20 protein-coding genes are annotated in these 21,193 nt (G+C 52.7%); 9 read left to right on the forward strand and 11 right to left on the reverse strand.

The window, feature by feature from the left end; genetic code table 11:
- Window positions 1-64: 64 nt before the first annotated feature.
- Window positions 65-445, reverse strand: coding sequence for a hypothetical protein (locus NQL71_RS32850; RefSeq protein ID WP_274645017.1), 381 nt, complete (start codon window positions 443-445; stop codon window positions 65-67).
- Window positions 446-654: 209 nt separating this feature from the next.
- Here NQL71_RS32850 and NQL71_RS32855 point away from each other — a divergent pair, with 209 nt between their 5' ends.
- Window positions 655-948, forward strand: coding sequence for a hypothetical protein (locus NQL71_RS32855; protein WP_274645018.1), 294 nt, complete (start codon window positions 655-657; stop codon window positions 946-948).
- A 248-nt stretch (window positions 949-1,196) separates the two neighbouring features.
- On the forward strand, window positions 1,197-1,760 hold the full coding sequence (locus tag NQL71_RS32860) for a LexA family protein (protein WP_274645019.1): 564 nt from the start codon (window positions 1,197-1,199) through the stop codon (window positions 1,758-1,760).
- Here the strand turns inward: NQL71_RS32860 and NQL71_RS32865 are convergent.
- The 6 genes from NQL71_RS32865 to NQL71_RS32890 all read right to left on the reverse strand — a co-directional run bounded on the left by NQL71_RS32865 (window position 1,757) and on the right by NQL71_RS32890 (window position 8,607).
- Window positions 1,757-2,368: a DUF6012 family protein gene (locus NQL71_RS32865; RefSeq protein ID WP_274645020.1), complete on the reverse strand. Its 612-nt coding sequence runs from the start codon at window positions 2,366-2,368 to the stop codon at window positions 1,757-1,759. The two genes, NQL71_RS32860 and NQL71_RS32865, sit on opposite strands and share 4 nt — an antisense overlap.
- Before the next feature lie 94 nt (window positions 2,369-2,462).
- Window positions 2,463-4,058, reverse strand: coding sequence for a hypothetical protein (locus NQL71_RS32870; RefSeq protein WP_274645021.1), 1,596 nt, complete (start codon window positions 4,056-4,058; stop codon window positions 2,463-2,465).
- Entirely contained in the window at window positions 4,055-5,302 is a 1,248-nt protein-coding gene (locus tag NQL71_RS32875; RefSeq protein WP_274645022.1) for a hypothetical protein, read from the reverse strand. The genes NQL71_RS32870 and NQL71_RS32875 overlap by 4 nt, the downstream gene beginning before the upstream one ends.
- 291 nt (window positions 5,303-5,593) lie before the next feature.
- Entirely contained in the window at window positions 5,594-6,184 is a 591-nt protein-coding gene (locus NQL71_RS32880; protein WP_274645023.1) for a 3'-5' exonuclease, read from the reverse strand.
- Between the two features lie 9 nt (window positions 6,185-6,193).
- Complete coding sequence (locus NQL71_RS32885; RefSeq protein WP_274645024.1) at window positions 6,194-7,423, reverse strand: hypothetical protein; 1,230 nt, start codon at window positions 7,421-7,423, stop codon at window positions 6,194-6,196.
- The gene (locus NQL71_RS32890) at window positions 7,420-8,607 is read right to left on the reverse strand and encodes an AcrVA2 family anti-CRISPR protein (protein WP_274645025.1); all 1,188 of its coding nucleotides are present in this window, start codon (window positions 8,605-8,607) and stop codon (window positions 7,420-7,422) included. The genes NQL71_RS32885 and NQL71_RS32890 overlap by 4 nt, the downstream gene beginning before the upstream one ends.
- A gap of 155 nt (window positions 8,608-8,762) precedes the next feature.
- Between NQL71_RS32890 and NQL71_RS32895 the strand changes: the two genes are divergently transcribed.
- The 6 genes from NQL71_RS32895 (at window position 8,763) to NQL71_RS32920 (ending at window position 13,201) form a co-directional block, all read left to right on the forward strand.
- The gene (locus NQL71_RS32895) at window positions 8,763-9,383 is read left to right on the forward strand and encodes a YfbR-like 5'-deoxynucleotidase (RefSeq protein WP_274645026.1); all 621 of its coding nucleotides are present in this window, start codon (window positions 8,763-8,765) and stop codon (window positions 9,381-9,383) included.
- A 4-nt stretch (window positions 9,384-9,387) separates the two neighbouring features.
- On the forward strand, window positions 9,388-9,978 hold the full coding sequence (locus NQL71_RS32900) for an HAD family hydrolase (protein ID WP_274645027.1): 591 nt from the start codon (window positions 9,388-9,390) through the stop codon (window positions 9,976-9,978).
- A gap of 43 nt (window positions 9,979-10,021) precedes the next feature.
- The gene (locus NQL71_RS32905; RefSeq protein ID WP_274645028.1) at window positions 10,022-10,585 is read left to right on the forward strand and encodes a hypothetical protein; all 564 of its coding nucleotides are present in this window, start codon (window positions 10,022-10,024) and stop codon (window positions 10,583-10,585) included.
- A 71-nt stretch (window positions 10,586-10,656) separates the two neighbouring features.
- Window positions 10,657-11,199, forward strand: a complete 543-nt coding sequence (locus NQL71_RS32910) for a hypothetical protein (protein WP_274645029.1) — start codon at window positions 10,657-10,659, stop codon at window positions 11,197-11,199.
- A gap of 79 nt (window positions 11,200-11,278) precedes the next feature.
- Window positions 11,279-11,887, forward strand: coding sequence for a TerD family protein (locus NQL71_RS32915; RefSeq protein WP_274645030.1), 609 nt, complete (start codon window positions 11,279-11,281; stop codon window positions 11,885-11,887).
- Between the two features lie 237 nt (window positions 11,888-12,124).
- The gene (locus tag NQL71_RS32920) at window positions 12,125-13,201 is read left to right on the forward strand and encodes an RNA-guided endonuclease InsQ/TnpB family protein (RefSeq protein WP_425520710.1); all 1,077 of its coding nucleotides are present in this window, start codon (window positions 12,125-12,127) and stop codon (window positions 13,199-13,201) included.
- Between the two features lie 17 nt (window positions 13,202-13,218).
- On the opposite strand, the gene ligA is transcribed toward NQL71_RS32920, so the two are convergent.
- The gene (ligA, locus tag NQL71_RS32925; RefSeq protein WP_274645031.1) at window positions 13,219-15,231 is read right to left on the reverse strand and encodes an NAD-dependent DNA ligase LigA; all 2,013 of its coding nucleotides are present in this window, start codon (window positions 15,229-15,231) and stop codon (window positions 13,219-13,221) included.
- 130 nt (window positions 15,232-15,361) lie between these two features.
- Here ligA and NQL71_RS32930 point away from each other — a divergent pair, with 130 nt between their 5' ends.
- Window positions 15,362-17,266: a hypothetical protein gene (locus NQL71_RS32930; RefSeq protein ID WP_274645032.1), complete on the forward strand. Its 1,905-nt coding sequence runs from the start codon at window positions 15,362-15,364 to the stop codon at window positions 17,264-17,266.
- A 49-nt stretch (window positions 17,267-17,315) separates the two neighbouring features.
- Here the strand turns inward: NQL71_RS32930 and NQL71_RS32935 are convergent, their stop codons facing one another.
- Genes NQL71_RS32935 through NQL71_RS32945 form a run of 3 tightly spaced genes read right to left on the reverse strand, consistent with a single transcriptional unit; the run spans window position 17,316 to window position 21,165 of the window.
- A complete protein-coding gene (locus NQL71_RS32935; protein ID WP_274645033.1) occupies window positions 17,316-18,194 on the reverse strand; it encodes a hypothetical protein in 879 nt (292 codons plus the stop codon).
- Between the two features lie 41 nt (window positions 18,195-18,235).
- A complete protein-coding gene (locus tag NQL71_RS32940; protein ID WP_274645034.1) occupies window positions 18,236-19,450 on the reverse strand; it encodes a hypothetical protein in 1,215 nt (404 codons plus the stop codon).
- 26 nt (window positions 19,451-19,476) lie between these two features.
- Entirely contained in the window at window positions 19,477-21,165 is a 1,689-nt protein-coding gene (locus NQL71_RS32945) for an ATP-binding protein (RefSeq protein ID WP_274645035.1), read from the reverse strand.
- Between the last annotated feature and the right edge of the window lie 28 nt (window positions 21,166-21,193).

A 21,193-nucleotide genomic window follows, 5' to 3' on the forward strand; every position in this document is an offset into this window, starting at 1 on the left:
AATTGAGTGGTGTCAATATACCATATTTGTTTGAAAAATAAAGACGTAAACCCGCTTTTAACCGTTACCAGTAATGCCATCCGGCGTCTTTCAAGAAAGGCCGGAGCGTCAATTCTTCGGTGCGGTTGACTACCAGCGCCTGGTGGAGTTGGGCCTTATGCGTACGGCGCAGGCGACGCTCGCACACCAGAGTTCGAAACCAGGACGGTGCCCGGTAAAAGCTGTAAGGGCACAAATGGCGGCCCGCTTCAGAATGGAGCCGATTCCAGCTGATCTTGAGAAAAGAATCGTAATCCTTCGCATGGCGAAGCCTGCGGCTAACCACGCCGGAGGCTGGTTGCTCTCCGTTTGCCAGCGCCTGACCAACCTCTTCATTAAAGCCCTGCAGACTCCCAAAGAAGGAGTCTTTGTACACTTCAGTCTTGCGGCGATACGTTCTTGACATAGGCGTGAGCTCTCCCCGAAATTCCACTCTACCGAGCGCGCATCGCTAGGTTCAAGCGACATGTGTCACTTTTCGTTTGTCCTCATTGGGTAGTCAGGTCGCCGTCTGGTACAGTGGGCTTCGCATCAATATACCCACTATGTTCATTGCGAACGATTGCTGCCCAACGGATAGCCTGTCGACACTTAAAATCAACAACAGGAAAAATAATGCTCAAACGAATGCTCTTCATTTTACCCCTGGTGCTCGGCAGTCTGCCGGTTGTGGTCGGATCTGCCTGGGTTGCTGTCTATGTACTGAACTGGAAATTCCCTAACGTTTTTGAGCCTTCGACGGCTTTGAGTGCCAGCGAAACCATGAACTTTATCGGCTTCGTACTCATGGGTTTTGTGGTTTGGCCGATTGCTGGCGTCATCGCCACGCTGCCGCTACTGAAGCTGTATGAAGTACGCAAGTTGGCTCGTCGCCGCAGACAGGTTGCTCTCCGCGCCGCTCATGCTTAAAACTGCGTCCCTCAGGCCTTAAACGAGGCTTGAGGGATTCGTACGAAAGGATCACTGGGCAGCAAAAAAATCCCCCTTGGCTCAAGCCAAGAAAGCACCAAGAAGATCACGTTTCGTGATTATTTAAGCGACTATCATTGCCAATCTGCCATTTCGTGCTTAAATCTGTCTTCATCACTATGAAAGCCAGGGTTACCTAAATGTCCTCAGTCGCTGATCGCATCAAGCAATTTCGAACCAGAGCCTGTATGACTCAAGGAAAATTGGCCGAGCTTTGTGGTTGGTCGCAATCACGTATTGGCAACTATGAATCGTCGCGGCGGGCTCCACCCTTGAGTGAAGCCAGAATCATCGCCCGCGTACTGGGGGTCACACTTGAAGAGCTGGTCAGCGAAAACCCCCTTTCCTCTCCTAAAAAAGTTTCCTATGACTACCCGGTCGTCAGCCTGACCGATGTCGAAGGTATGCTCGCCGGCAACCCGATCCCCACGCACACCCAGACTGAGGTTTCTCACTACTGCACGATTGGACAAGCCTACTGGTTACCGATTACCGAAGACACCTTGAACTCTGCTACCGGGCTCAGCCTGTGCGCCGGCTCCCTCCTGCTGATCGACACTCAGGCGAAATTTGGCTCAGGCTCGCTTGTGTTGGCTCAGCTTCCAGGGAATCGAGGACTCACGGTACGCAAGCTGGTCAAGGACGCCGGCGACTCTTATCTGATGGCGCTGAATCCTGCCTACGCCATCATCTCCCAGGAAGGTGAGTTTGACGTGCTCGGCGTGGTTGTTGAATCAAAGCTGATTTTTTAACGATCCAGGATGAACGCGTCTTTCAAAGCCGGGAACCTTTGGTCAGGTTGAGCCATTTTTTCCAGCAGGCGATCCCGTTCGATAGTGTGCATGGAAAAGTTCTCCACGCGGCTGATCACTCGCTGGTCAAACAGGATGTCGAAGATATCTCCAGCCCTGTTCTTGCTGGACGTAACTTCCATATAGGGCCAAGTGGTGGATATCGGGCCTCTCACCCCTTCTGGCCAACGCCCTTTGCGTTCTGGTTTATCCGCATAGGCGCAGCGTGATCCCCAAAACATGGGATCATCGCTGAGTGCGTCGAACTCATCATCCAGGATCAGGTAAACCACCTCATGCTTGACCTCGTACTGACCATTCACCAACCAGCGCGTGACGGTTGAAAACGTGTCTGGGATCGAGGGAATGTCGAACAGCACCCCATCCATCGCCTTCTGTCCGGCCTTTCGGCAAGCCACCAGGTAGTTTTTGTTCAAGTACGGACGTTTGACCATCAGATCCTTACCGCCCAGCAGGGTAAAGCCCAGTTCTGGCGACGCAAACTCGATGAGCTCACAGGGATGGGCTATGGGGTTGGCAAAGATTTTTGGGATCAAATGAATCAACATGCATCAGTCCTTACACGAAATGGCAACACGAGTGCACACTCGGCACCCATGGTTCTGCACCACTACTGAGCTCATTCAGTGGTCTCTTGGTAACCTACAAGCCCAGGTCTTCCGAGAAGATATGCTTCAACACATGCGGGCTCTTCCACTGAAGGCTGCGCATAAACTCATCCGTAAATACCTGCGGGAAATGGCCCTTGTAGACATTCAGCGTCTGGTCATGGATTTTGAGCAGAGCGTTCTGAGTACGGGTATCAACCAAGGACGCCATGAAATCCCTTTTCAGCGGCTCGACATATTCTTCACTTTCCGTCGCCGTATTGCTATAGGCAACGAGCTCAAGCAGGCCCATGTGCGAGCGTCGCATGTCGAGGGTCTCGTAAATGTCCTCATTGTGGAGCTCTAGCGCCAAAGCGGAGACGAACGAACGGATCTCTGGATTGGATTTCAACGAACTGGTGATGTCCCCCTGCTTAAGGAGAACCGCCATGCTGACAGCGTTCCGGCCAATGGACATTTCACTCAACAACTCAACGGCCTCATCATGAGTCCACGTCACCTCTTCAGGTACCGACTTCATTACCTGCCTAAGATGTCCAAACAGGTTTCCTTCGGCATTAAGCTGGTCTATGACTTGCTTCTGTGTAAAACCGTTCCGCTTGAGCACGCCTAGGTACTGCGTTGCCAACTTTGAATCCAGCTTAGTTTCCGCATTAAACCGAGTCATTACCGACGTGAGTAATGATTGCTTTGGGCCGTCAGCAAAACCAGATAAAGATGAAAAATCGAATTTCTCGTTATCACCTCGAATCATCATGAACACCATAAACATCACATGTTCATCATCGATAAACGATTGATAACGCTCAGGGTAGGCTTCACGCAACCCCATCAGCAGGTTGGAACTATTCGTCTCTGTAAAGATATTCCTCATTAATCTGTTTTTGTGATGCTCATTTTGCGGCAGATGGTCTAATGAACTGGTCTTTCTGAGATCAAGTCGAGCACTCAAAAGATCAATGTGTTCGTCAATTAGAGCCAGGGCTTTTAAAGTCCCCTCCCGGCCACCGCAAACGATCAAGGCTGCAAGGTAATCCTGTAAGAGCAGCCCCGCGTCGCGGGGATCCACGAGGTCATCATATTCTACCTGAGCCACGAACAAACTGGCGACAAGCTCGGTCGCCAGGTGAGCACGGCCCAACTGCTGCTTTGATTTTGCGGTGTAGCTCACAGCCCCCTCAGGGCCCTTAGATAAATCTCGCCTCAAGTTTCCCAGGCCATGGTCTGACTGAACCAGCCCGCCCGCCTTTGCACAAACAACCGCCAGCTTGGTGCGCTTTGGCTCCTCTGGGTTGCTAATCAAATAACTCAGGCCAGCAGCGATTAGGGAGGTAAGCAGAAAAGGATTCGGATTGATTGACTGGCACACTTCTAACAGGCCAGCATCCACGACAAAATAGGTATGACGCTCAATAATTTTCCCAATTACATCCTGGGCACGCAATAATTGAATCTTTCCTCGCTTAGATTGAACGTCTAAATCCTTTAGGCTGTTCGCAAGTTTAGGGATGTCAGTTTCAAGCTTGTCAAAGAATTTTGGGGCATGGTTTCTACTGTGTGTGATTTTTTCGAGGTTATCTTCAAGATCCCGAATAATGGTACCGACCACAGTGCAGTGACTGGAATTCACAGACCAATCTCCGAAGAAAATATTGAAGCAGCAAACTTAAGATTTCTGCACATCAGAGATTTATCCAGACCAGAGAGTTCGTGTAAAAACGCCGCATTCACAGAGTAGTTTTCAACCAGGTGTTCAAAGAAGGCCATTGTTTCAACATTTTGGCCTAGTAGCGTACCGAGGGTAAAGAATGATCTCGACACTCCCACTGTAGTCGCCATTTTTTCTTTGAGTGTTGCGACAGCCACATCGACCTGATGCTGCGATGGTTGATCATCTCGGATGTGAAATAGGTGACTCATGCAGTGGTGATAGGCGCCGACTAGATTTGATATTTTCCGGTGATTCCTTGGCCAGGTGCCATCGCTGAAGTCATTGACCAAAAGACTCGAACTTATTTCGTGGTCTTCGGCGATTACGGCGAAGGATTTCTCCACGAAGTCGTAGAACGTGGTCTCCAGTTTTCCGCTACCCGTCTTCAAGCCTTCGGCAATGGAAATGATCTGGAATTCGAGGGCGCGGCTCGACCAATCTTTCGTGACGCTTCTCTGGTCGGGCGTGTCCTCCAACAATGACAGGAGAAATCGCTGTTTCCAGTCCAGGCACAAGGCGCCTTCATGGATCTTCAATGCGGCGTCACGGGCCGACATCCCGAAGTAGTGTTCGTAATCGCACCAGTTGAACAAGTCCGTGTTCACGTACCCCGCCTGCCACTGGCCAGCAAACCCGAGTTTCATGCTTTCGCAAGCCAGGTCGCGTTTATCCTCAGGGAAACTCTCCAACACCTCGAACATCAAGCGCGACGCCGTGTGCGCAAGAGACCGCCCTTCCCCTGCGGTGCGCTGGATCACATCGCCCACGCAATGAGCCCACATACTCGAGGTGATGTCGGTTAACCCTTTTGGCTCAATACCCACGCTCACCAAATGGGTCAGCCAGTTCTTCTCCAGCTCGAAGTCAAATTCGGCGTCGCGGCAATATGTCGTTTGGAAGGTCTGGAATTCGACATCAGACAGCTTCAGCAACTCGGTGACAACCTCAAATCGGCCCAATAACCTGGCCACTGAGAACAGGTTGTCGACAAAGTAATGCTGAGGCTCGCCGGCGCAGGATTGGACAAAATCCATTGCATTGACCGTGTCCTGATTCTGGGTCATCCAATACGCCTGGTAGTAGGACTCTTTGTACCAGCGCATCGCCTTGCGCAGGGGATACAGGTCGACGTGCATGCCCTTGGCCAGCAGGTTTTTTTCCATGTCTTCGATAAACCTGCAAACGTCTTTGTCCAGGCGACCCAGCAACTTGGACAACTCACCCACTGGACGGTCGTTTAACCCGAGCAGGTAAAACTCCCGGTACAGTGTTCGTAGACTGTCCTCCGTCACGACGTAGCCTTCCGCTATCGCGGTCTCGAACGCACGCAGGGATTGAACAATGAGGTCAGCCAGTGCCGGTGTCTCGGCCCAACGCTTTACGAAGGCCGGCGCCGCACAGTGCGCAGTAGTGATCGGGTACATGGAAGTCCTTTGATTCCCTGGTTATCAGGCTTACTTCGCCGGGCGGTCACGCCAGACGCTTTCTCGGCGGCCCAAAGCTACAGGCAGGAGACGGGCAATGTTGAGAGCGTCGTCGATTCCACGGTGTGCCGTGCCTTCAAAGGCCAGGTTCTCGTAGCGCAGGGCCTTACCCAGACCGGCGCCTTTGTCTTTCAGACCCAAGACCTTGCCGTAACGAGCTTTGTAGTTGATGTGCTGAATTGTCAGAAACGCCGGCGCCGGCACATTGATAAGCTGCGCATTGCGCTCGAACTGCTTGCGGTCGTAATCGCCCCAGCTTCCCCAGGCGTCGATAGCGCCGAATTGAGCCTGGCACTGAGCAATCCACGCCTCAAAGAGCGCAATCGCTTCCACGAAGCCAGGGGCGCCTTCCACGTCATGCTGGGTGATGCTGGTCAGCTGGGTGCAGAACGCCGACAGTTGCGGCTTCACGACCGGACGCACGAAGGTTTGGAACTGCGCCACTACCTGAAGCTCGGGATTCACCAAGCAGGCCCCGATTTCGATGATTTCCATCTGGTTGCGGTCAAACTGCGGTTGATCGCAGGTAGCTTCGAGGTCGAGCGCAATGAGGTTATTCAATTTTTATCCTTAAATTGACAAATCGTCACAAAACACTCTAGCCAGTACCGTCATATTTTTCAACCGAGGCGGGAGCGATGGATCATTGGTCTTTTTATACAGCGCGGCGATCAACTCATCGGCCTGGGCGTCGTCCGGTACTGTCGCGATGGCACTGACCATCGTCGGGACGCCAATGCTCTGGATGAAGCTCTTAACTGCCTGCTCATAGAGCGGATTATCGGATTTATCGCCGGCCAGGTCGATACAGAAGTCCCTGAGCCAATCCTTACGTTCTGCGAGGTCGAGCAGGAAGCCAGTGTTCTCGTATTGTATGCCGACGTAGTACATGTTGGCACAGGCCTCAGGGGTCGGCTTCACCAGGTGCATCCACTGTTCCAGAAGGGTCACCTGCTGTTCCCGGAAATTATCCTCGTGGGAGCTGTGCAAAAGGTCTCGGAAAATATACTTGCGACTGCTCAAGACTTCCTGAATCAGTTGAACTCCGTTTGCCTTCAGATAATTCTGAACAGCCGGCACCTCGACCAAGTCAGGATCCCAACGTGGATTGTATTCGCTAAAAATACTGTTGTTTTCCTTATCTACGAAAGAAAACTGGCTTAACAGCTTTTGATGAATTTCTGAGCGCGCAAGTTCAACCTTACCCAATAACAGCTGTCGAACATTTAATGTCTCACTGTACCTGGCTAGACGAAGGTAAAGAATAGCGTCCCGACTCATTCGCTCGGCTGAACATTTGGTAATCAGATCAACCACAACATGATTATCAGACTCGACATGAATCATTAACTGCTCGCGATCATTAATTGGGTTGTATGCCGCAAATGAATCACGACTTTCCTTGCTTTTATAAATCTCCTTCATGGGAAGTGGCAGTGGCGAAGAAAGCGCACCTTGCAAATGAGGCTTAACCTTTATGGAGATGTCATCCACATATTTTTTGATGACATCCCTATCATCTTTATCAAACTTCGACCAATTGTAAATATCAGCCACCCTTTCGCCGCCAAACGCCAAGGCGACGGCGATCAGATGAGCAATACCACCAACATATGTATCTCTATCGAGCTCTGGGTAGTTGGTTTCACTCTCGGCAAGTTCACTCGCAGTTACCCCTGCCGCCATTTGCTCCAGCAAATACGTTTGGCATTGCTGGATCGCATGACCTGATTTAAAAAACTCTGGATCTTCAAAACCAAATTCTTCAAAGTATTTCAGGTAATCGGAAATATTTATCATGGCGACCGAATCTCGTAGTCCTTAACTTTCACCCCTTCATTGAGGAGTTCCTTGTTAACGATGACTTCTGGAATCCGCCGTAGTTCTGGCGTCTTCGCTTGGCCAGTGCCCATCCACCGAATCCCGAAGTAACCAGAGCGGTAATGAGGTGCTTTGGTGCCTGGCGTGAGTGATCCCGAGGCTATCCGTTCATGGCGCGGAGTATAGCTTTGCGGGCCAACCACAATTCGGTCGTAGGTGCGCTGCAGTTGGCGAGAGAGCTTGCCGCGCTTCTTCTCAGCGACAGACTCCATGCGCTTTTCCAGATCACTGGCTTCATTGACTGTGACTTGCTGACGACGTTCAACGTTCAAGTAGAAAAGCACTTTAAACAGCCGAGTGAAGTTCCTTCGATAAGCATCCATGAAAATGTCGAGTTCACGAGGTGAACTCAGCTGGACAGATTTTTTGCTCATAATGTGGTTGAGGTTTCGCTCGAGCATATCCCCCAGCGCCTCATTTTCATCCTGAATATATAGACTGGCATAGTCCATTGCGTCAAATTGCACCGACTGCGTCTTCCTGCTATTCAGCGGTGAAGCACTAAAGCCAACGTACAAGAGCCTTGTTGGTTTATGGGGGTCAAGTTCTAGCCCTTCCCTGTCAACTGCTGACATTTTTGGCAGGACATCGAATTGACGCTCTTGAATATAGCAACCTTCACAGACACTCAAGCGCCCGTCATCATAAATAATATAATCTGATGCTCGACGAAACTCTGGGGGCTCAAACTCTATGTAACAAGTGCGTTTTGGAGCCGCAAGAAATCGAACGGGGATATTCTTTTTAACGCCGGTGTCATCAAGCAACATGCTTAAAGATTCATTGACTGTGTAGATAGGGCCTTTTGCTTCCTGATGGCGAATAATCGCATAGCAGGTTTCAATTGAACCACGATTCCAGCCAGACTCTGCCATTTTTGACAAGAAGTTGTTGTCGCTCATTAACTCAGACAGAACTTCCAGTCCGGAATATTCCTTCCTGGCGAATTCGACCAGCTTTTGATATTGGTCACCAAGGACAGCACTTCGCAATGTTTTAACCGGCTCAAGCGACATTCGCCGTGGAGCGCACATCGTCAGCGAATCGCCACTAATTTGTTCTAGTTCTTTGAGGGCTTCGATGATTTTGTGATCAGGGCGCATAAGCTGAAAATCCATAGGTTGAATCGCCAGTATAAAGATGGATCCCCCGGCCTGGCAAAGATGTCCCCGATATCCTGGTTTTCATAGCTTTTGGCCACAGGTGATGCGGGCCTCGGTTGTTGGTATTGTAGGCCTCCCTTCCGAGAGGTGTCGCCATGCTCGACCTTAGTGGTTTCCCAATTTCGAACGTTGCCCACAGCGCTGATGTTGGCCGATGGCACAGTGTAGCCACCGTAGGGGGCTACAAGCAGCCGCTGTCATCGCACTCCCACCTGGTCACGATGTACTGTCGCTACCTGGTAGCATCCATTGATCCCAAGGTGAGCACAGAAGATTTGCTGCTATTGCTGGAAACGGCCATGTGGCATGACATGCCTGAGACCAAGACTGGCGACATGTCGACCCCATTGAAACGGTGTATTGAGCGGGACTACCCCAAAGGTGAGTCGCCCCTCGATAAGCTTGAAATGAAACTGTGCCCGCCGTACGCCCAGCTCAAGGAGCGGATCAAAGGATCCTACCTAGAAGTCATCCTAAAATTGGCCGATATCATGGATGCCATCCATTTCATTGAACGCTCCGGCGTCGGGAAGGCAGCAGGCCGTATCTCCCGTGAGCGTTGCGTGGCTTTCCAGAGCTATGTCACATTGGGGCATAGCAAATGGCCGGAATACAACTGGCTGGGAGCTTCAGTTGTCCTGGACGATTTGCTTAATGGCGAACCAGACACCCTCGACTTCGAAGAAATGATCAAAGAGGTCAAACTCAAGGAATAAAAGCATGACAATACATCGCAAACTATTGGTAATTGACCTTGACCAGACCCTTATCCATGCGGACGAGAAGCCGTTTGAGCATGCGCAAACCAAGGTTGGCGAGTTTCACCTGGCCATTCGTCCAGGCATTGTCGAGATGCTTGAGCGGCTCCAGCCACACTATGATTTCGTGCTCTGGAGCAACAGCAGCCCTTCCTACATTCATGAAATGCTTGCTGCCTTCTGGCCAGAGCAAATCCCCATGACGGGCATCCTGTCACGCGCCGACTGCAGCAAGCTCGTCAAGCATGGTCAGGGGGAACCACACTTCAAGGATGTGAAAACCATCCGCGCCCGGTTTCCGCAGTACCGCAGGGAAGATATCGTCGGAATCGACGATAAGCCTGAGGTCTACGCGAACAATTACGGCAACCTCATCCGGGTCGTACCTTACCGAGGGGAAAACGACTACGAATTGGAACAATTGACGGATTACTTGATTTCCGTAGCCAACTGTCCCGATCTCAGAAAACTCGAAAAACGCGGTTGGAAAGCAGCCGTGCGCAAGCTAAGGTACCTGGCCGAGATTGTCGACGACGAGCCGGTGCCCAGCTGAAAACACAACCACTCTTAAAGCTAGACGAAGGATTAACATCGCCATGTCGGAACAAATGGAAAGCGTTAAAGCGGTCTTGAACGCGCTTCTTGGCGGAGTAGAAGCCGATGGCCAAAGCGCTCTACAGCAGGTCTCCGAGGTGCCAGCGGTCATCCAAGCTCGGGCAGCTGCAAAAGCCCTGAGCCTGGACACGTTCTACTTCGCACTTCCCTACAGGCTAAATCAGATGGTCGATGCCATTCTCGAGGCCGAGCTTCCAGGCAACGGGAACGCTCAATTTCTGATGGGGAATTCGAGCTTCGTCAGTAACCACCTCGACGAAATTTTTACAAAATTCGAGGGCAGCGCTTGCAGCCATGACAAGACGAGGACTGTGTTGAGGGGATTGATGCGCTTCTTCAGCACCGAGCAGCCGATCTCATTCAACTACGGGCAGGAGTACACCTTCGGCCTGCCGAAGAAGGTGCTAAAAAGTCATGACTCGATTGTTGAATATTTCAAAGGGCTGCGGCACCTGTTTTACGGAAACCCGGATTACTACCTCAAAGCCATGCAAAACATCATTGCCGACCATGCCCGCGCCAGCACCGGAACTGATAAAACCTGACAATAAAGCGCATATGTCTTTTATTTAGCTTGGGGTACCATTGGGTTAGGTAATAGTCCAATAGGTGTCCCATGCTTCCTCAGCCGCAGCATCCCATCCATTATGTCTTTGGTGTTGTTAGCCACGCCCCTTCGGTGTTCGAAGCTTGGGTGCACGAGTCTCTGAAGATCAAACTCCAATACCACTTCCTTTACCTCGCATTCTTTTTCTACGTCGGGTATTCGGTCGGCGGTGTTCGTTTTGGCATCGACCTCGCCGGCATCGGTGTAATGGCTACATTTCTGATGGCACTTCCTTCCCACATCCTGTCGCCAAAACCCTTCTCGCTCGAGCTCCTGTCGGACGCTTACTTCAACGCAGTATTGGCTTTCCACGGATTTTTTCTGACCTACTTCGTTCTGTTTAACATCCTGTCGTTGCCGGCCCATTATTTTGGGTTTTTCACGTTGGGGTACAGCAATGCACTGATTTCTCTTTCGATGGCCTTGATTGTGGGCTACAGCCAGCAGATGGCAGTCACCACTAACCATAAGGTCAACTGGTTGTCTGTCCCGCTGATTTCCATTGGCCTGGCCTACGGCATGTTCTCCGCATTGTCGACCGCGACGCCTTAAAACATTGACCTTTAATTGTCATTTTGCGACGTTACTGGTATAAAAGGCCACTACTCAACCTTCACACGGAGTCTATTCGTTGAACACACCTGTCGTTGCTACCACCATCACCCTGGCCAAGTGCCAGAAACTGAGCCTGAAAAAAACACGACCAAGCCTGACCGAGGTTCGTGTCGCCATCTCCTGGAACGTCAGTGAAAAGAATGGGCCGAAGGTCGACGTCGACCTGAGTGCTCTGTTGCTCGATAAAGACAACCGCATCATGACCGAGCAGGACTTCATTTTTTACCACCAACACAGCTCGCCTGATGGTTCGGTTCTCTACCTCGGCGATAACCGTGAAGGCTCCAAGGAAGGTGAGGAAGGCGACAGCGAGGCAATCAGAGTCGTGCTTGATGGCGTCCCTGAGCGCATCAAGCGCATCCTTTTTGTGGTCACCATCGACGACGCGATCAAGCTTCGTCAGAACTTCGGCTTGGCCAAAAACGCCGTTGCTCGCCTGTTTGACAACACCACCGGCCAGGAAATCGCCCGTTGGCCTTTGAAAGACGACTACAAGGAAGACGTCGCCATGCTCATGTGCGACCTTCACCGAAATGAAGCCGGATGGGACTACGAGCCCATTGGCCAGGGTTACAAAGGTGATTTGGGTGGTATCTGCGCAGATCACGGCCTGGTTTTCGCGTAAGCTGTCCGCAAAAGAAAAGCCCTGGCAATGCCAGGGTTTTTTTGTGCCCGCCGCTACTGGAGGCGGGAGACGTATCCCCCGCCCCTAGCTAACGTTACCTAAAAAGCGCGAAATGCTCCACCCAATTGAGCCAAGCAGGAGCCTGCGACTTCACTAACAATTGGCTGGAGATGGATAGCGCAGCGGCGTAGCCGCCGTGCTCTTGATATTCCAACCATTGATGTTATATTGACATCCATGACCGATATGAAATCGACCAAAACCCTGAAGATTCGAGTACGTGACAAGCACGCGGCGCAGCTGCGTGAGTGGTCTCGTGCGGTGAATTTCGTGTGGAATTATGTGAACGAACTGAGCAGTCGCTCGATTCGTGAGCATAGTCGTTTCCTGTCCGCTTTTGATCTGCACAAATACACGAACGGCGCCGGCAAGGATCTGAACCTCCACAGCCAGACTGTGCAGGGCATCAGCGACGAATACGTCACCCGTCGAAAGCAGTTCAAAAAGCGCCAGCTCCGCTGGCGCTGTTCTGGCGGCGCCAAGCGCAGCCTGGGCTGGGTACCCTTCAAAGTCGGAGCTGCGAAGTTCCAGAGCGGCCAAGTCGTCTTCAACAAGCAGCATTTCAAGGTCTTCGACAGCTACGGCCTGTCCAACTTCAAATTCCGTTCCGGCAGCTTCAACGAAGATTCGCGGGGCCGCTGGTATTTCAACGTTGTTGTTGACGTCGACCGTCAGCTGTCTGCCGGCCAAAGTGATATCGGCATCGACCTGGGCCTGAAAACCACAGCCACCTGCAGCGACGCTGAAAAGCTCGACAGTGGCAAGTTCTATCAGGGCCTTGAAAAGGCACTTGGCGTCGCCCAGCGGGCGGGCCGCAAGGCCCGCGTGAGGGCCATCCACGCCAAGATCGCCAACCGGCGCAAGGATGCCCTGCACAAATTCAGCAACGCGCTCGTAGCGCGTTGCGGGCTGATTGTCGTGGGCGATGTCAGCTCACAGAAACTCGTGAAAACCAACATGGCTAAGTCGGTGCTGGACGCCGGCTGGGGCCAGCTGAAGTCGATGCTGGAATACAAGTGCGATCACGCAGGCATCGTTTTCATGGTCGTAAACGAAAAGAACACCACCCAAACCTGTTCGAGCTGCAAGCAATTGCCGGACTCGAGGCCGAGAGGTATCGCAGGGCTTGGAATAAGAGAATGGACTTGTTGTGGGTGCGGTGTCACTCACGACCGCGACGTTAACGCCGCAAAGAACATTCTCGCGCTCGGACATGGGCGTCTAGCTGTAGGAATCCCCCACCATTTCAGTTGAATTGGTGGGGGTGGATGTCAAGATAGCAGCGCTAACAGATCGTTCTCATCGAGAGGTGGCACACCAAGCTCGCTGGCGGTAGTCACCTTCTTGCGCGACTTGCCCCCAGTGTCAATGCCACAGATCAGGCCGGTAGTTTTCTTCGACACGGAGCCAGACACGCGTGCACCGCAAGCTTCGAGCCTTGCCTGAGCCTGATCACGACTCATGGTCTCCAGGGTGCCGGTGATCACGTAAGTTTTGCCGACCAGACTAGTACCTTTTTCCGACTTGGCCTGAATCACCACGCCGAGCTCCAGCATCCGCTCTACCATGAGGCGAATCTGCGCGCCTGGCGCGAAAGCCTTCAGAATGGACGTCGCCGTGATATCGCCAATGTCGTCGATGACGATCAGTTGTTGGTAAGTGGCTGACATCACCGCGTCCAGGTCGACAAAGTTGCTGGCCAGGATCTTGCTGGTACCGGTTCCGACCTGACGAATACCCAGTGCTTCGATAAACCGCTGCAGGCTTGGGTTCTTGGCAGCCTCAATCGCCGCTAGCAGGTTCGTGGCTGATTTGTCCCCAAACGAAGGCAGGCGCGAGAGATCTTCCCTGGTCAGCGCAAATACATCAGCCAGGTCGTGCACCAGGCCCAACTCGCACAGGCTGGCGACCGTGCTGTCGCCCAGCTGATCAATGTCCAGCCGGGTACGCCCGCCAGCATGAATGATTTTTTCTTCACGCTGCGCCGAGCAGTTGTAGTCCCCGGTGCAGTACAGCGTCGACTTCTCCATAACCACAGGAGCGCCGCAGCACGGACAAGCCGTAGGAACCTGTACCGGTGCGGCCCCGTCAGGACGCTTGGATTCGACTACGCCCATGAACTGGGGGATCACGTCGCCAGCGCGGCGAATAATGCCAGTGTCGCCCAGGTGCAGGTTGTACAGGGCAACACGCTTGTAGTTGAACAAGGTCGCGTTGGAAACTGTTACACCGCCCACATGCACAGGCTGCAATCGAGCCACTGGCGTCAACTGACCGGTGCGCCCAACTTGGCAATCCACATCCAGCAGTGGGGTCATTTCTTCCTGCGCCGGGAATTTCCAGGCCCTCGCCCAACGTGGAACACGGGAGATGAATCCGAGTTCCATCTGATAGGCGAGCTTATTCACTTTGAAGACGACACCGTCAATGTCGTAATCCAGATTGTCGCGCTCAGCGAGAATGGCTTCGTGCGCTGCTTTAGCGCCGGCGAGTCCCTTGACCAGCTTGATATCCTTGGTGACCGGGATACCCCACGACGCCAGGGCAGCCATGGCCTCGGTGTGCGTGTCGAAGCTGCGACCTGGGCACTGCGCAAGGACGTAAGCGCAAAACACCATCGGGCGCTTGGCAGCAATGGAAGAGTCCAATTGCCGCATCGTACCCGCTGCTGCGTTCCGAGTGTTGGCAAATGGCTTGATGCCCTGCTCTACCAACTCTTCGTTCATCTTTTCGAAGCCTTTGCGCGACATGTAGGCTTCACCACGGATTTCCAGAAATTCTGGGTAATCGCCCGTCAACTGCAATGGCAAATTCTTGATGGTGCGCACGTTGTGTGTGATGTCCTCACCCTTAGCGCCATCACCTCGACTTACGCCCTGTTCCAGCAGGCCATGGCGATACTTGACCGATACGGCCATGCCATCAAGTTTTGGCTCCGTGGAATACTCGATGTCTGTATCGTCGAGTTCCGTTGCCACCTCGACGTCAAATTTTGAATAGTCATCGTCTTCGAATGCGTTGTCGAGGCTCAGCATCGGCACTTCGTGCACCACCTGCTCAAGGCTACTCGCCACATACCCGCCCACCTTGTGAATCGGCGAGCCCTCCGAATGGTACTGCGGGTTGGCCTTTTCCAGTGCAACCAGCGCTTTGAATTTCGCATCGTACTCCCTGTCCGAAACGTTCGGATTGTCGAGTACGTGGTAGTTGTGGTTGTACGAATCGATCTCGGCCCGCAAGGCCAAAAGTTGTTCCAGGGCGGGGCTGTGGGTGACGCCGGTCATAAGAATCCCTTCAGGGGTTATTGATTCCAAAATGATACCAGACATAGGGTTTTTGTCAATTAACGAGATTCGTTGATACCCCCCTGTATCCACGTCAATAATGGATGAAAACCCCTGTGGAAAATGAACCATGGCTACGACCACCCTCGAGCAAGACGCCGCCGTTCTGTTTCAGCGAGCACTACAAGAAAACCACTTAGGACTGGTCACCGCCCTTAAGATGACTGTCCCGGCAGGTGATCTGGCTGACGCCCTAAAACGCGAAATCAAGCCTGACCAGGAAATTTCTCCGGCTTGGATGGATGCACTCACTCGTCCAACCTATGACCTGCTGGATGCCCGAAAACTGACCAATGCCGATTTAATGTCCAACCCTGCTTATGCGCAATTCATTACTTCCTTGTTCGAGTCGACCAAAGACCGCGACAGTCAGCACGCCCTACTCCATGGGCTTACAGCAGCAAGTCAGCACGGCCTGGCCCTCCAGATGTTCACGCAAATGGCCGATCCATCGTCGTTCGCCAGCTACTTCAAAACCTACATCGCAAAAGTGGCGGCACAATATCCAGCGTATTTCTTTAGTGAAACGGGTACGACCAATAACCTGACGCCAGCCAGCCTAGAATTGCTGGATAAACTGGATCTCGACGTGCCGGCGCATTTCACGGCCAAAAATTACCCAGATTCAAACAGATCCGGTGATCAAGTCTGGAACGCCTCACGATTCAGCATGAACATCTCTCGCGTCGGCGCAGTGGCGAACGAGCATAAGCTTGAGGTGCCTACGGCCAAGCGCGTGGGTGGCGGGCCGCTGGTGATCAACAATGCAGCTTTGGCCAATGCCTACATGACTGAATACGCCCGCATCGATGCCGGTCTGGGTGCATGGCACCAGGAGAACTTTCCCCGCTACCTGCCTGTCCTTGCCGACGCCAGCAGTCGGGACGAGCTGGTAGCGCGTGGTGGTGTGCGCATCAAGCCAAACATTACTGATGAATATCAATACGGCCTCGGAACTGAGGAAACGAAAACCTGGACTAACCCTTCCCATGGATTCAGTCCGATCAACCCTGGCGATGACCTCGATAAAAATCAGATTCTGCTGGCCATGTCACTGCTGTCGCTTCAACAAATCGGTGACTTGATAAAAACCAATAACCAGCAAATCGTGTTAGTGCCGGCAGAACAGCTGCAAGCGCTGGCCATTGAACCCACCGCGCCGCCTGAGGCGTTGAAAGTGGCAATGCGTTACCACCGCCCTGAATTGCTCATCACCGACCTCTACAACGTCTCCAAGGATTGTTTCACTCAGATACCAACCAGTTTGTATTTGAGAGGTATCGAAGTGAAATACGCGCAGAACCAAAGCCTGTATATCTACTCCGGCCTCAGCGAAGACCCTGATTACCCAAGCTGTTTCGTGTCTGAAGCCGAAATCGAAGGAATGTTCAAAAACTTCACAAGAAGGGGCGTCGTCGACCCGGACGCAGAAAAGCTGATGATATGTGAGAAACCTCATCTCACCCTGGCGGAAAACGTCACAATTGCGCATGCGGTTCTGCAAGGTGTCACCGACCAGATCGGCTGCAAACCCGGTGTCAGCTTTCGGGGTTCCCCTGAGTTCATGAGAGCCTTGGCTGGGTCTAGAATTCCGACGACCGAGCCAGGAGGTATGACGGATATCAATGGCAATAACCAAGCTTGGTATACGTCCAATGAAGGTAAGCGTGTCGGTGCTTGCTTGGGCTCGGTCGGCTATGACTATGGCCTCCTTAAACTGTCGATTTCTGAGTTGCTGACCAAGGGCTGCCGCATGAAAGAAAGCGCTAGCGAGGACGCAAAAACCGCCAAACAAAGAATCCTTGGTCTGCTGGATCGGCACTCGCTGGAGGACATTGTCGCCAATATGAAAACCGACGCTCAATTCAAGTTTGTGAACGAAAACTTCGACCTGATGCCTCTGGTGCAAACGCTGCCCAAGAAGTTCTCGCTGACTGTAGCGAAGGACAACTTCACCAAAGACCTCGGTTTGTAGCCAACAAAAACGCTCCCCTCGGGGAGCGTCTTCTTTTCCGCCGAAGCTTCTAGAGCGCCAGCGAGTGCTCGAATGCCTTGCCGCGCATCTGCAGGCTCTGAATACTCTTGACCGCCGCGTCCAAGCCCAACTTGAACGCCATCAGTCGCAGCTCGTCAGTGTTCAGATCCGCCTTGATCGCGTCGTCATCCATGGACAGAATCTCGTTGATCACCACGGTCGCCGCGCTTTTGTGTTTGTCCACCAGCTCCTCAGTGTCGCCGGCATACTTGGAGCGACGAATCATGTGCCGCATCACGTCAGCCCAATTGCGCGGTTGCCCGGAGAAATTCACCGAGGCTGCAATTGAGTGCATGACCTGCTTTTTCGCACTCGGTGTCACCGCACATTCGTGTGCACGGATAAACGATTGATTGCCGCAGTAAACGGTAACCAGGTCGTCCGAGAAGGGTTTCCAGATCATCGGGATCTTGGCCATGACCTCGTCATCGAGGGTCGCGAACACTTGAACGGCCAGGTGTTTTTGCGATTGTTTACTCATCTGTCCGATGATGTCCAAGCCCAGGCGCAGGCGGTCATGTGTAAGAGCGTGAGACAGGCATGATTGCCACAGGTCTGGCGAGGTCTTGGGGAGGAAGCCCTGTAGTGACCACATCTTGAGCTGCGTGCGAGCAAACGATTCGGGCAAGTACTTCATCGTGTTGACGAAGATGCCCTTGCCAAGCCCTGAGACCCCGGTAACGGCGTCTATGAGCGCACGGTAGGCATCGTGGTCAACATCGTTACAAATCGTCTCCCCGTTCACCAGGAGCGTCCTGCTGACTTGAATGGCCAGGTTCTGGTCACTCGAGACTGTGGAGATCCAGGCGTCAAACGCACCGTTCAGCCGACTTTCGGCGCTCAGCTTATGGGTTATCGATTCATTCAACGTCACAGCAACCTCACTTTCAATTTTATCGGCGTCGGGCCTTACAGCCCGAGGTCTTCACCAAAGATCTTGCCCTGGTCTTTCAACCTGGCTTTGGCCACCCACCGGGTGTCGTCCATTATCGTGCTCATAGCGGAGGCTAATTCCTTCGGTAGAGGACGTTTGAACAACTCGGTAGGCGTGTACCCTTCAAAGCCTGCCTTCATGTCTGCCTTTAGCGTAGCAAAGGAGTCACCCATAGGTGTTGCCCATTGCATTCTTTTTCCGAGGGTCGCGCACTGCTCAATCGGGCGCAGTGTCTCCCGGAAGTCTTTTTCGCTAAGCTCCAGCCCTGCCGCCCTCGCATCAACGATCAATTTGGCCATGCCGGTAACAATTGGGAAGAGCTTACTTTGCTGGAAGGCTTTCGAGGGCTGGTACACAGAGGCGATGCTCAGGCGGTCAATCGCCATATCAAAGACCTGGCGGTAGTTCGTCGCAGTGCCGTCGGTTTTCAGCACTCTCAGCAACGCCGGCAGGTCTTTCCAGAAACTCAGCGTCAGGTTGCTGACCGCCACCGGCCCTAGCTCATGGACATCGCCATTAATCTTTTCAAGCAACCGCAACTGCATCGGCAGATGGTTCGCCTTCGCCGCGCACATGAACTCCTTCATATCTCGCACAAGGGCGATCTGCGTCTGGTGGTTCATCCGGTCGTAGATCATCGTGAACAGCTCGATATCGCCGACTTCATACAGCTTCCTGGCAATATATGGCTGATGAAGCGGCTGCATCCTCACCGCCTCAGGCTGAGCATCACTTGAGAACGGAAACATGCCGTCGACCTGGCTGATCATGAGCTTCAGCGCCTGGCGAGCCGTAGACGCCAGCCACAGATCAGATGGGATTTCTTCCATTTGCTTGATGAAGGCTACGACCAGGAGCGTCATTACGTTCTGCACCCCTTCAAGATAGCCTTCCTCTAGGCTGTACCCTTCAGGGGTCGCTTGTTTGATGAACTGCAGAAACTCCACCGCATTCTCACCCTCATCCATTTCAATCAATGACGAGCAAATCTCCTTGGCTTCTAAGCCAGCCCCCATGCGGCGACGTTTGGCGAGATCCTTGTGAATCTCAAGGCAAGGATACAGGCCCAGCGCACGGTCGAAGATCTCCGCTGAAGGTGGGCTGTACATGTAGTGAGTCCATACGCCATCGCGGGCCAGCGCCAGGGCCAGAGCATCATGGTCGGTGTCATGGTTAAACAGGTTGGTCATGTGAGTCCTTCCGGTCGCCGGCGGTTTTATAAAGCGAGTTCATAGGTGTGGGAATCGGTTGGGGCCCGTCGCTGAAGTTGAGGTGGTTCCACTTTCACGGGATCCTTCAACTCCAACTGTGAAACAGACTCTTTAAAGGCTTTGATCAGGGTCTTCTCATCAATGTGGCGACGGCTCACGCGCTGCAACTGGGAGAGCACCGTGGTGAACGTCTCGCTATGATCTTTAACCCGGATGTGCGTCAGTTCATGGTGAGCAATGTCTATCAGGTCGCCGTAGATCCATTTCTGGTTTTTGGCCATTTCTGCATTGAGCAGAATACTGATCCGGTTTTGGTCTTTTTCCACCACGTTGAGGCCTTCCACCGACCCGAACACGAACCCAGTTTGGATCAGCCGGTCGCTGTAGAAAAACTGCCCTTGGACGTCCATCTCGACGCCGAGTACCGCTCGGTATTCAGGTGTTTTCAAGAGTTCCTGGATCATCCTGTTCCAGCCGGCAGCCATCTTCGCCGTGCCTTTTTTTGACATGCTCGAAGCAATCAAGCCGCCATGTTTATGGGCATTTTCTGGGCTGGTATCGGTGTCTGAGAACTTCACCTTGAAATTCTCCGGATACCAATTCGCCGGGATTTTCCCGATGCGCTGATCCAATTCGGACTTGATCGACTTGACCTTTTCAGCCAGGTGGCGAAAGGGGCTCATAGCCAATGAATCGCTGATCTCTTCATCGTCGGCGTTCAGCTTTTCCAGCATTTGTGTTTCGCTGATGTTTTCCGACGCCGCCAGGCTGCTTAGCCAAGCCCGCTCTTCTGCACTCATGTGCTCAAACTTAACCTCTCGCTGGTTGAGCACCATGTCGATGTCGCCACCCAGCTTGAGTTTTTCGCGGTCGTTGACCAATTCCTGCATCAAATTGTTCAGGACTTGGTTCTGGTCGCGGCATAGACCGTCGCGGTTTTGCGTCAGAATGTCCACCGAATTCCCGGTGAGATCCAGGTACCCCTGAAACGAGGTAGAGCCCTGAGTCCACACGCTGAAATTGAACATAGCCAGGCCGTTCATTCGAACCCACAGGCTGGATGAGTCGTACCCATGGGGATTGTCGTCAAAGCGCAAATCACCCAGCACGGTGTTCAGATGGTACTGAGGCTTAGTGCGCGGACAGGTCACCTCTTCCCCATTCAGCGTAATGACGACCCCCTGAGGCAGGTTGGAATTCGTCACGATCTCCTGAATGGCTCGACGCATTGACCATACGCTGTTGTCTTCGAGGCCCATTTTTACCTCGAGCCTGACACCCTGATGCCAAGTGTCGACCTTCTTCCACTCGTATTTACTGCCAACACCCACGACTTCAAGATCTTGTGTGTTCATCCGCCATTCTTTGTGCGCAAACGCCAGGACAATCTTGGCGTGACCAAAACCCCCAATGCCGTTCTCTGGCTTCTGACTGCCGCCCAATTCCAGAAATACGTTGAGCAAAGTGCGCTCGTCCATTCCACAGCCATTGTCTGCGCAGACAACGGTTAGGAAGTCAGAATCTTGCTCTGACGTCAGGGAGAAATCGATGCGCGTAGCGCCTGCATCCAAGCTGTTTTGCATGCCTTCACGGGCCCAGGCCTTACGGAAATCGTTGTAGTTCCGCTTGTCGTTGGCAAAATAGTTGCCTGGAATTGTGACAGTACCGTAATTTACTTCTGGATCTTGGCTCATCTTAAAAACTCACAATCTGGCAATTATT

Source organism: Pseudomonas serbica, assembly GCF_028823535.1.
In the GTDB taxonomy this organism is placed as follows: Bacteria; Pseudomonadota; Gammaproteobacteria; order Pseudomonadales; family Pseudomonadaceae; genus Aquipseudomonas; species Aquipseudomonas serbica.

Bases quoted from the DNA above. Each gene is read 5' to 3' on its own strand.
- NQL71_RS32930 (WP_274645032.1), top strand. From the start codon at position 15,362: ATGGCTACGACCACCCTCGAGCAAGACGCCGCCGTTCTGTTTCAGCGA.
- NQL71_RS32910 (WP_274645029.1), top strand. From the start codon at position 10,657: ATGCTTCCTCAGCCGCAGCATCCCATCCATTATGTCTTTGGTGTTGTT.
- NQL71_RS32850 (WP_274645017.1), bottom strand. From the start codon at position 445: ATGTCAAGAACGTATCGCCGCAAGACTGAAGTGTACAAAGACTCCTTC.
- NQL71_RS32860 (WP_274645019.1), top strand. From the start codon at position 1,197: ATGACTCAAGGAAAATTGGCCGAGCTTTGTGGTTGGTCGCAATCACGT.
- NQL71_RS32920 (WP_425520710.1), top strand. From the start codon at position 12,125: ATGACCGATATGAAATCGACCAAAACCCTGAAGATTCGAGTACGTGAC.
- NQL71_RS32905 (WP_274645028.1), top strand. From the start codon at position 10,022: ATGTCGGAACAAATGGAAAGCGTTAAAGCGGTCTTGAACGCGCTTCTT.
- NQL71_RS32890 (WP_274645025.1), bottom strand. From the start codon at position 8,607: ATGCGCCCTGATCACAAAATCATCGAAGCCCTCAAAGAACTAGAACAA.
- NQL71_RS32940 (WP_274645034.1), bottom strand. From the start codon at position 19,450: ATGACCAACCTGTTTAACCATGACACCGACCATGATGCTCTGGCCCTG.
- NQL71_RS32875 (WP_274645022.1), bottom strand. From the start codon at position 5,302: ATGGAAAAAAACCTGCTGGCCAAGGGCATGCACGTCGACCTGTATCCC.
- NQL71_RS32865 (WP_274645020.1), bottom strand. From the start codon at position 2,368: ATGTTGATTCATTTGATCCCAAAAATCTTTGCCAACCCCATAGCCCAT.
- ligA (WP_274645031.1), bottom strand. From the start codon at position 15,231: ATGACCGGCGTCACCCACAGCCCCGCCCTGGAACAACTTTTGGCCTTG.
- NQL71_RS32855 (WP_274645018.1), top strand. From the start codon at position 655: ATGCTCAAACGAATGCTCTTCATTTTACCCCTGGTGCTCGGCAGTCTG.
- NQL71_RS32895 (WP_274645026.1), top strand. From the start codon at position 8,763: ATGCTCGACCTTAGTGGTTTCCCAATTTCGAACGTTGCCCACAGCGCT.
- NQL71_RS32945 (WP_274645035.1), bottom strand. From the start codon at position 21,165: ATGAGCCAAGATCCAGAAGTAAATTACGGTACTGTCACAATTCCAGGC.
- NQL71_RS32900 (WP_274645027.1), top strand. From the start codon at position 9,388: ATGACAATACATCGCAAACTATTGGTAATTGACCTTGACCAGACCCTT.
- NQL71_RS32885 (WP_274645024.1), bottom strand. From the start codon at position 7,423: ATGATAAATATTTCCGATTACCTGAAATACTTTGAAGAATTTGGTTTT.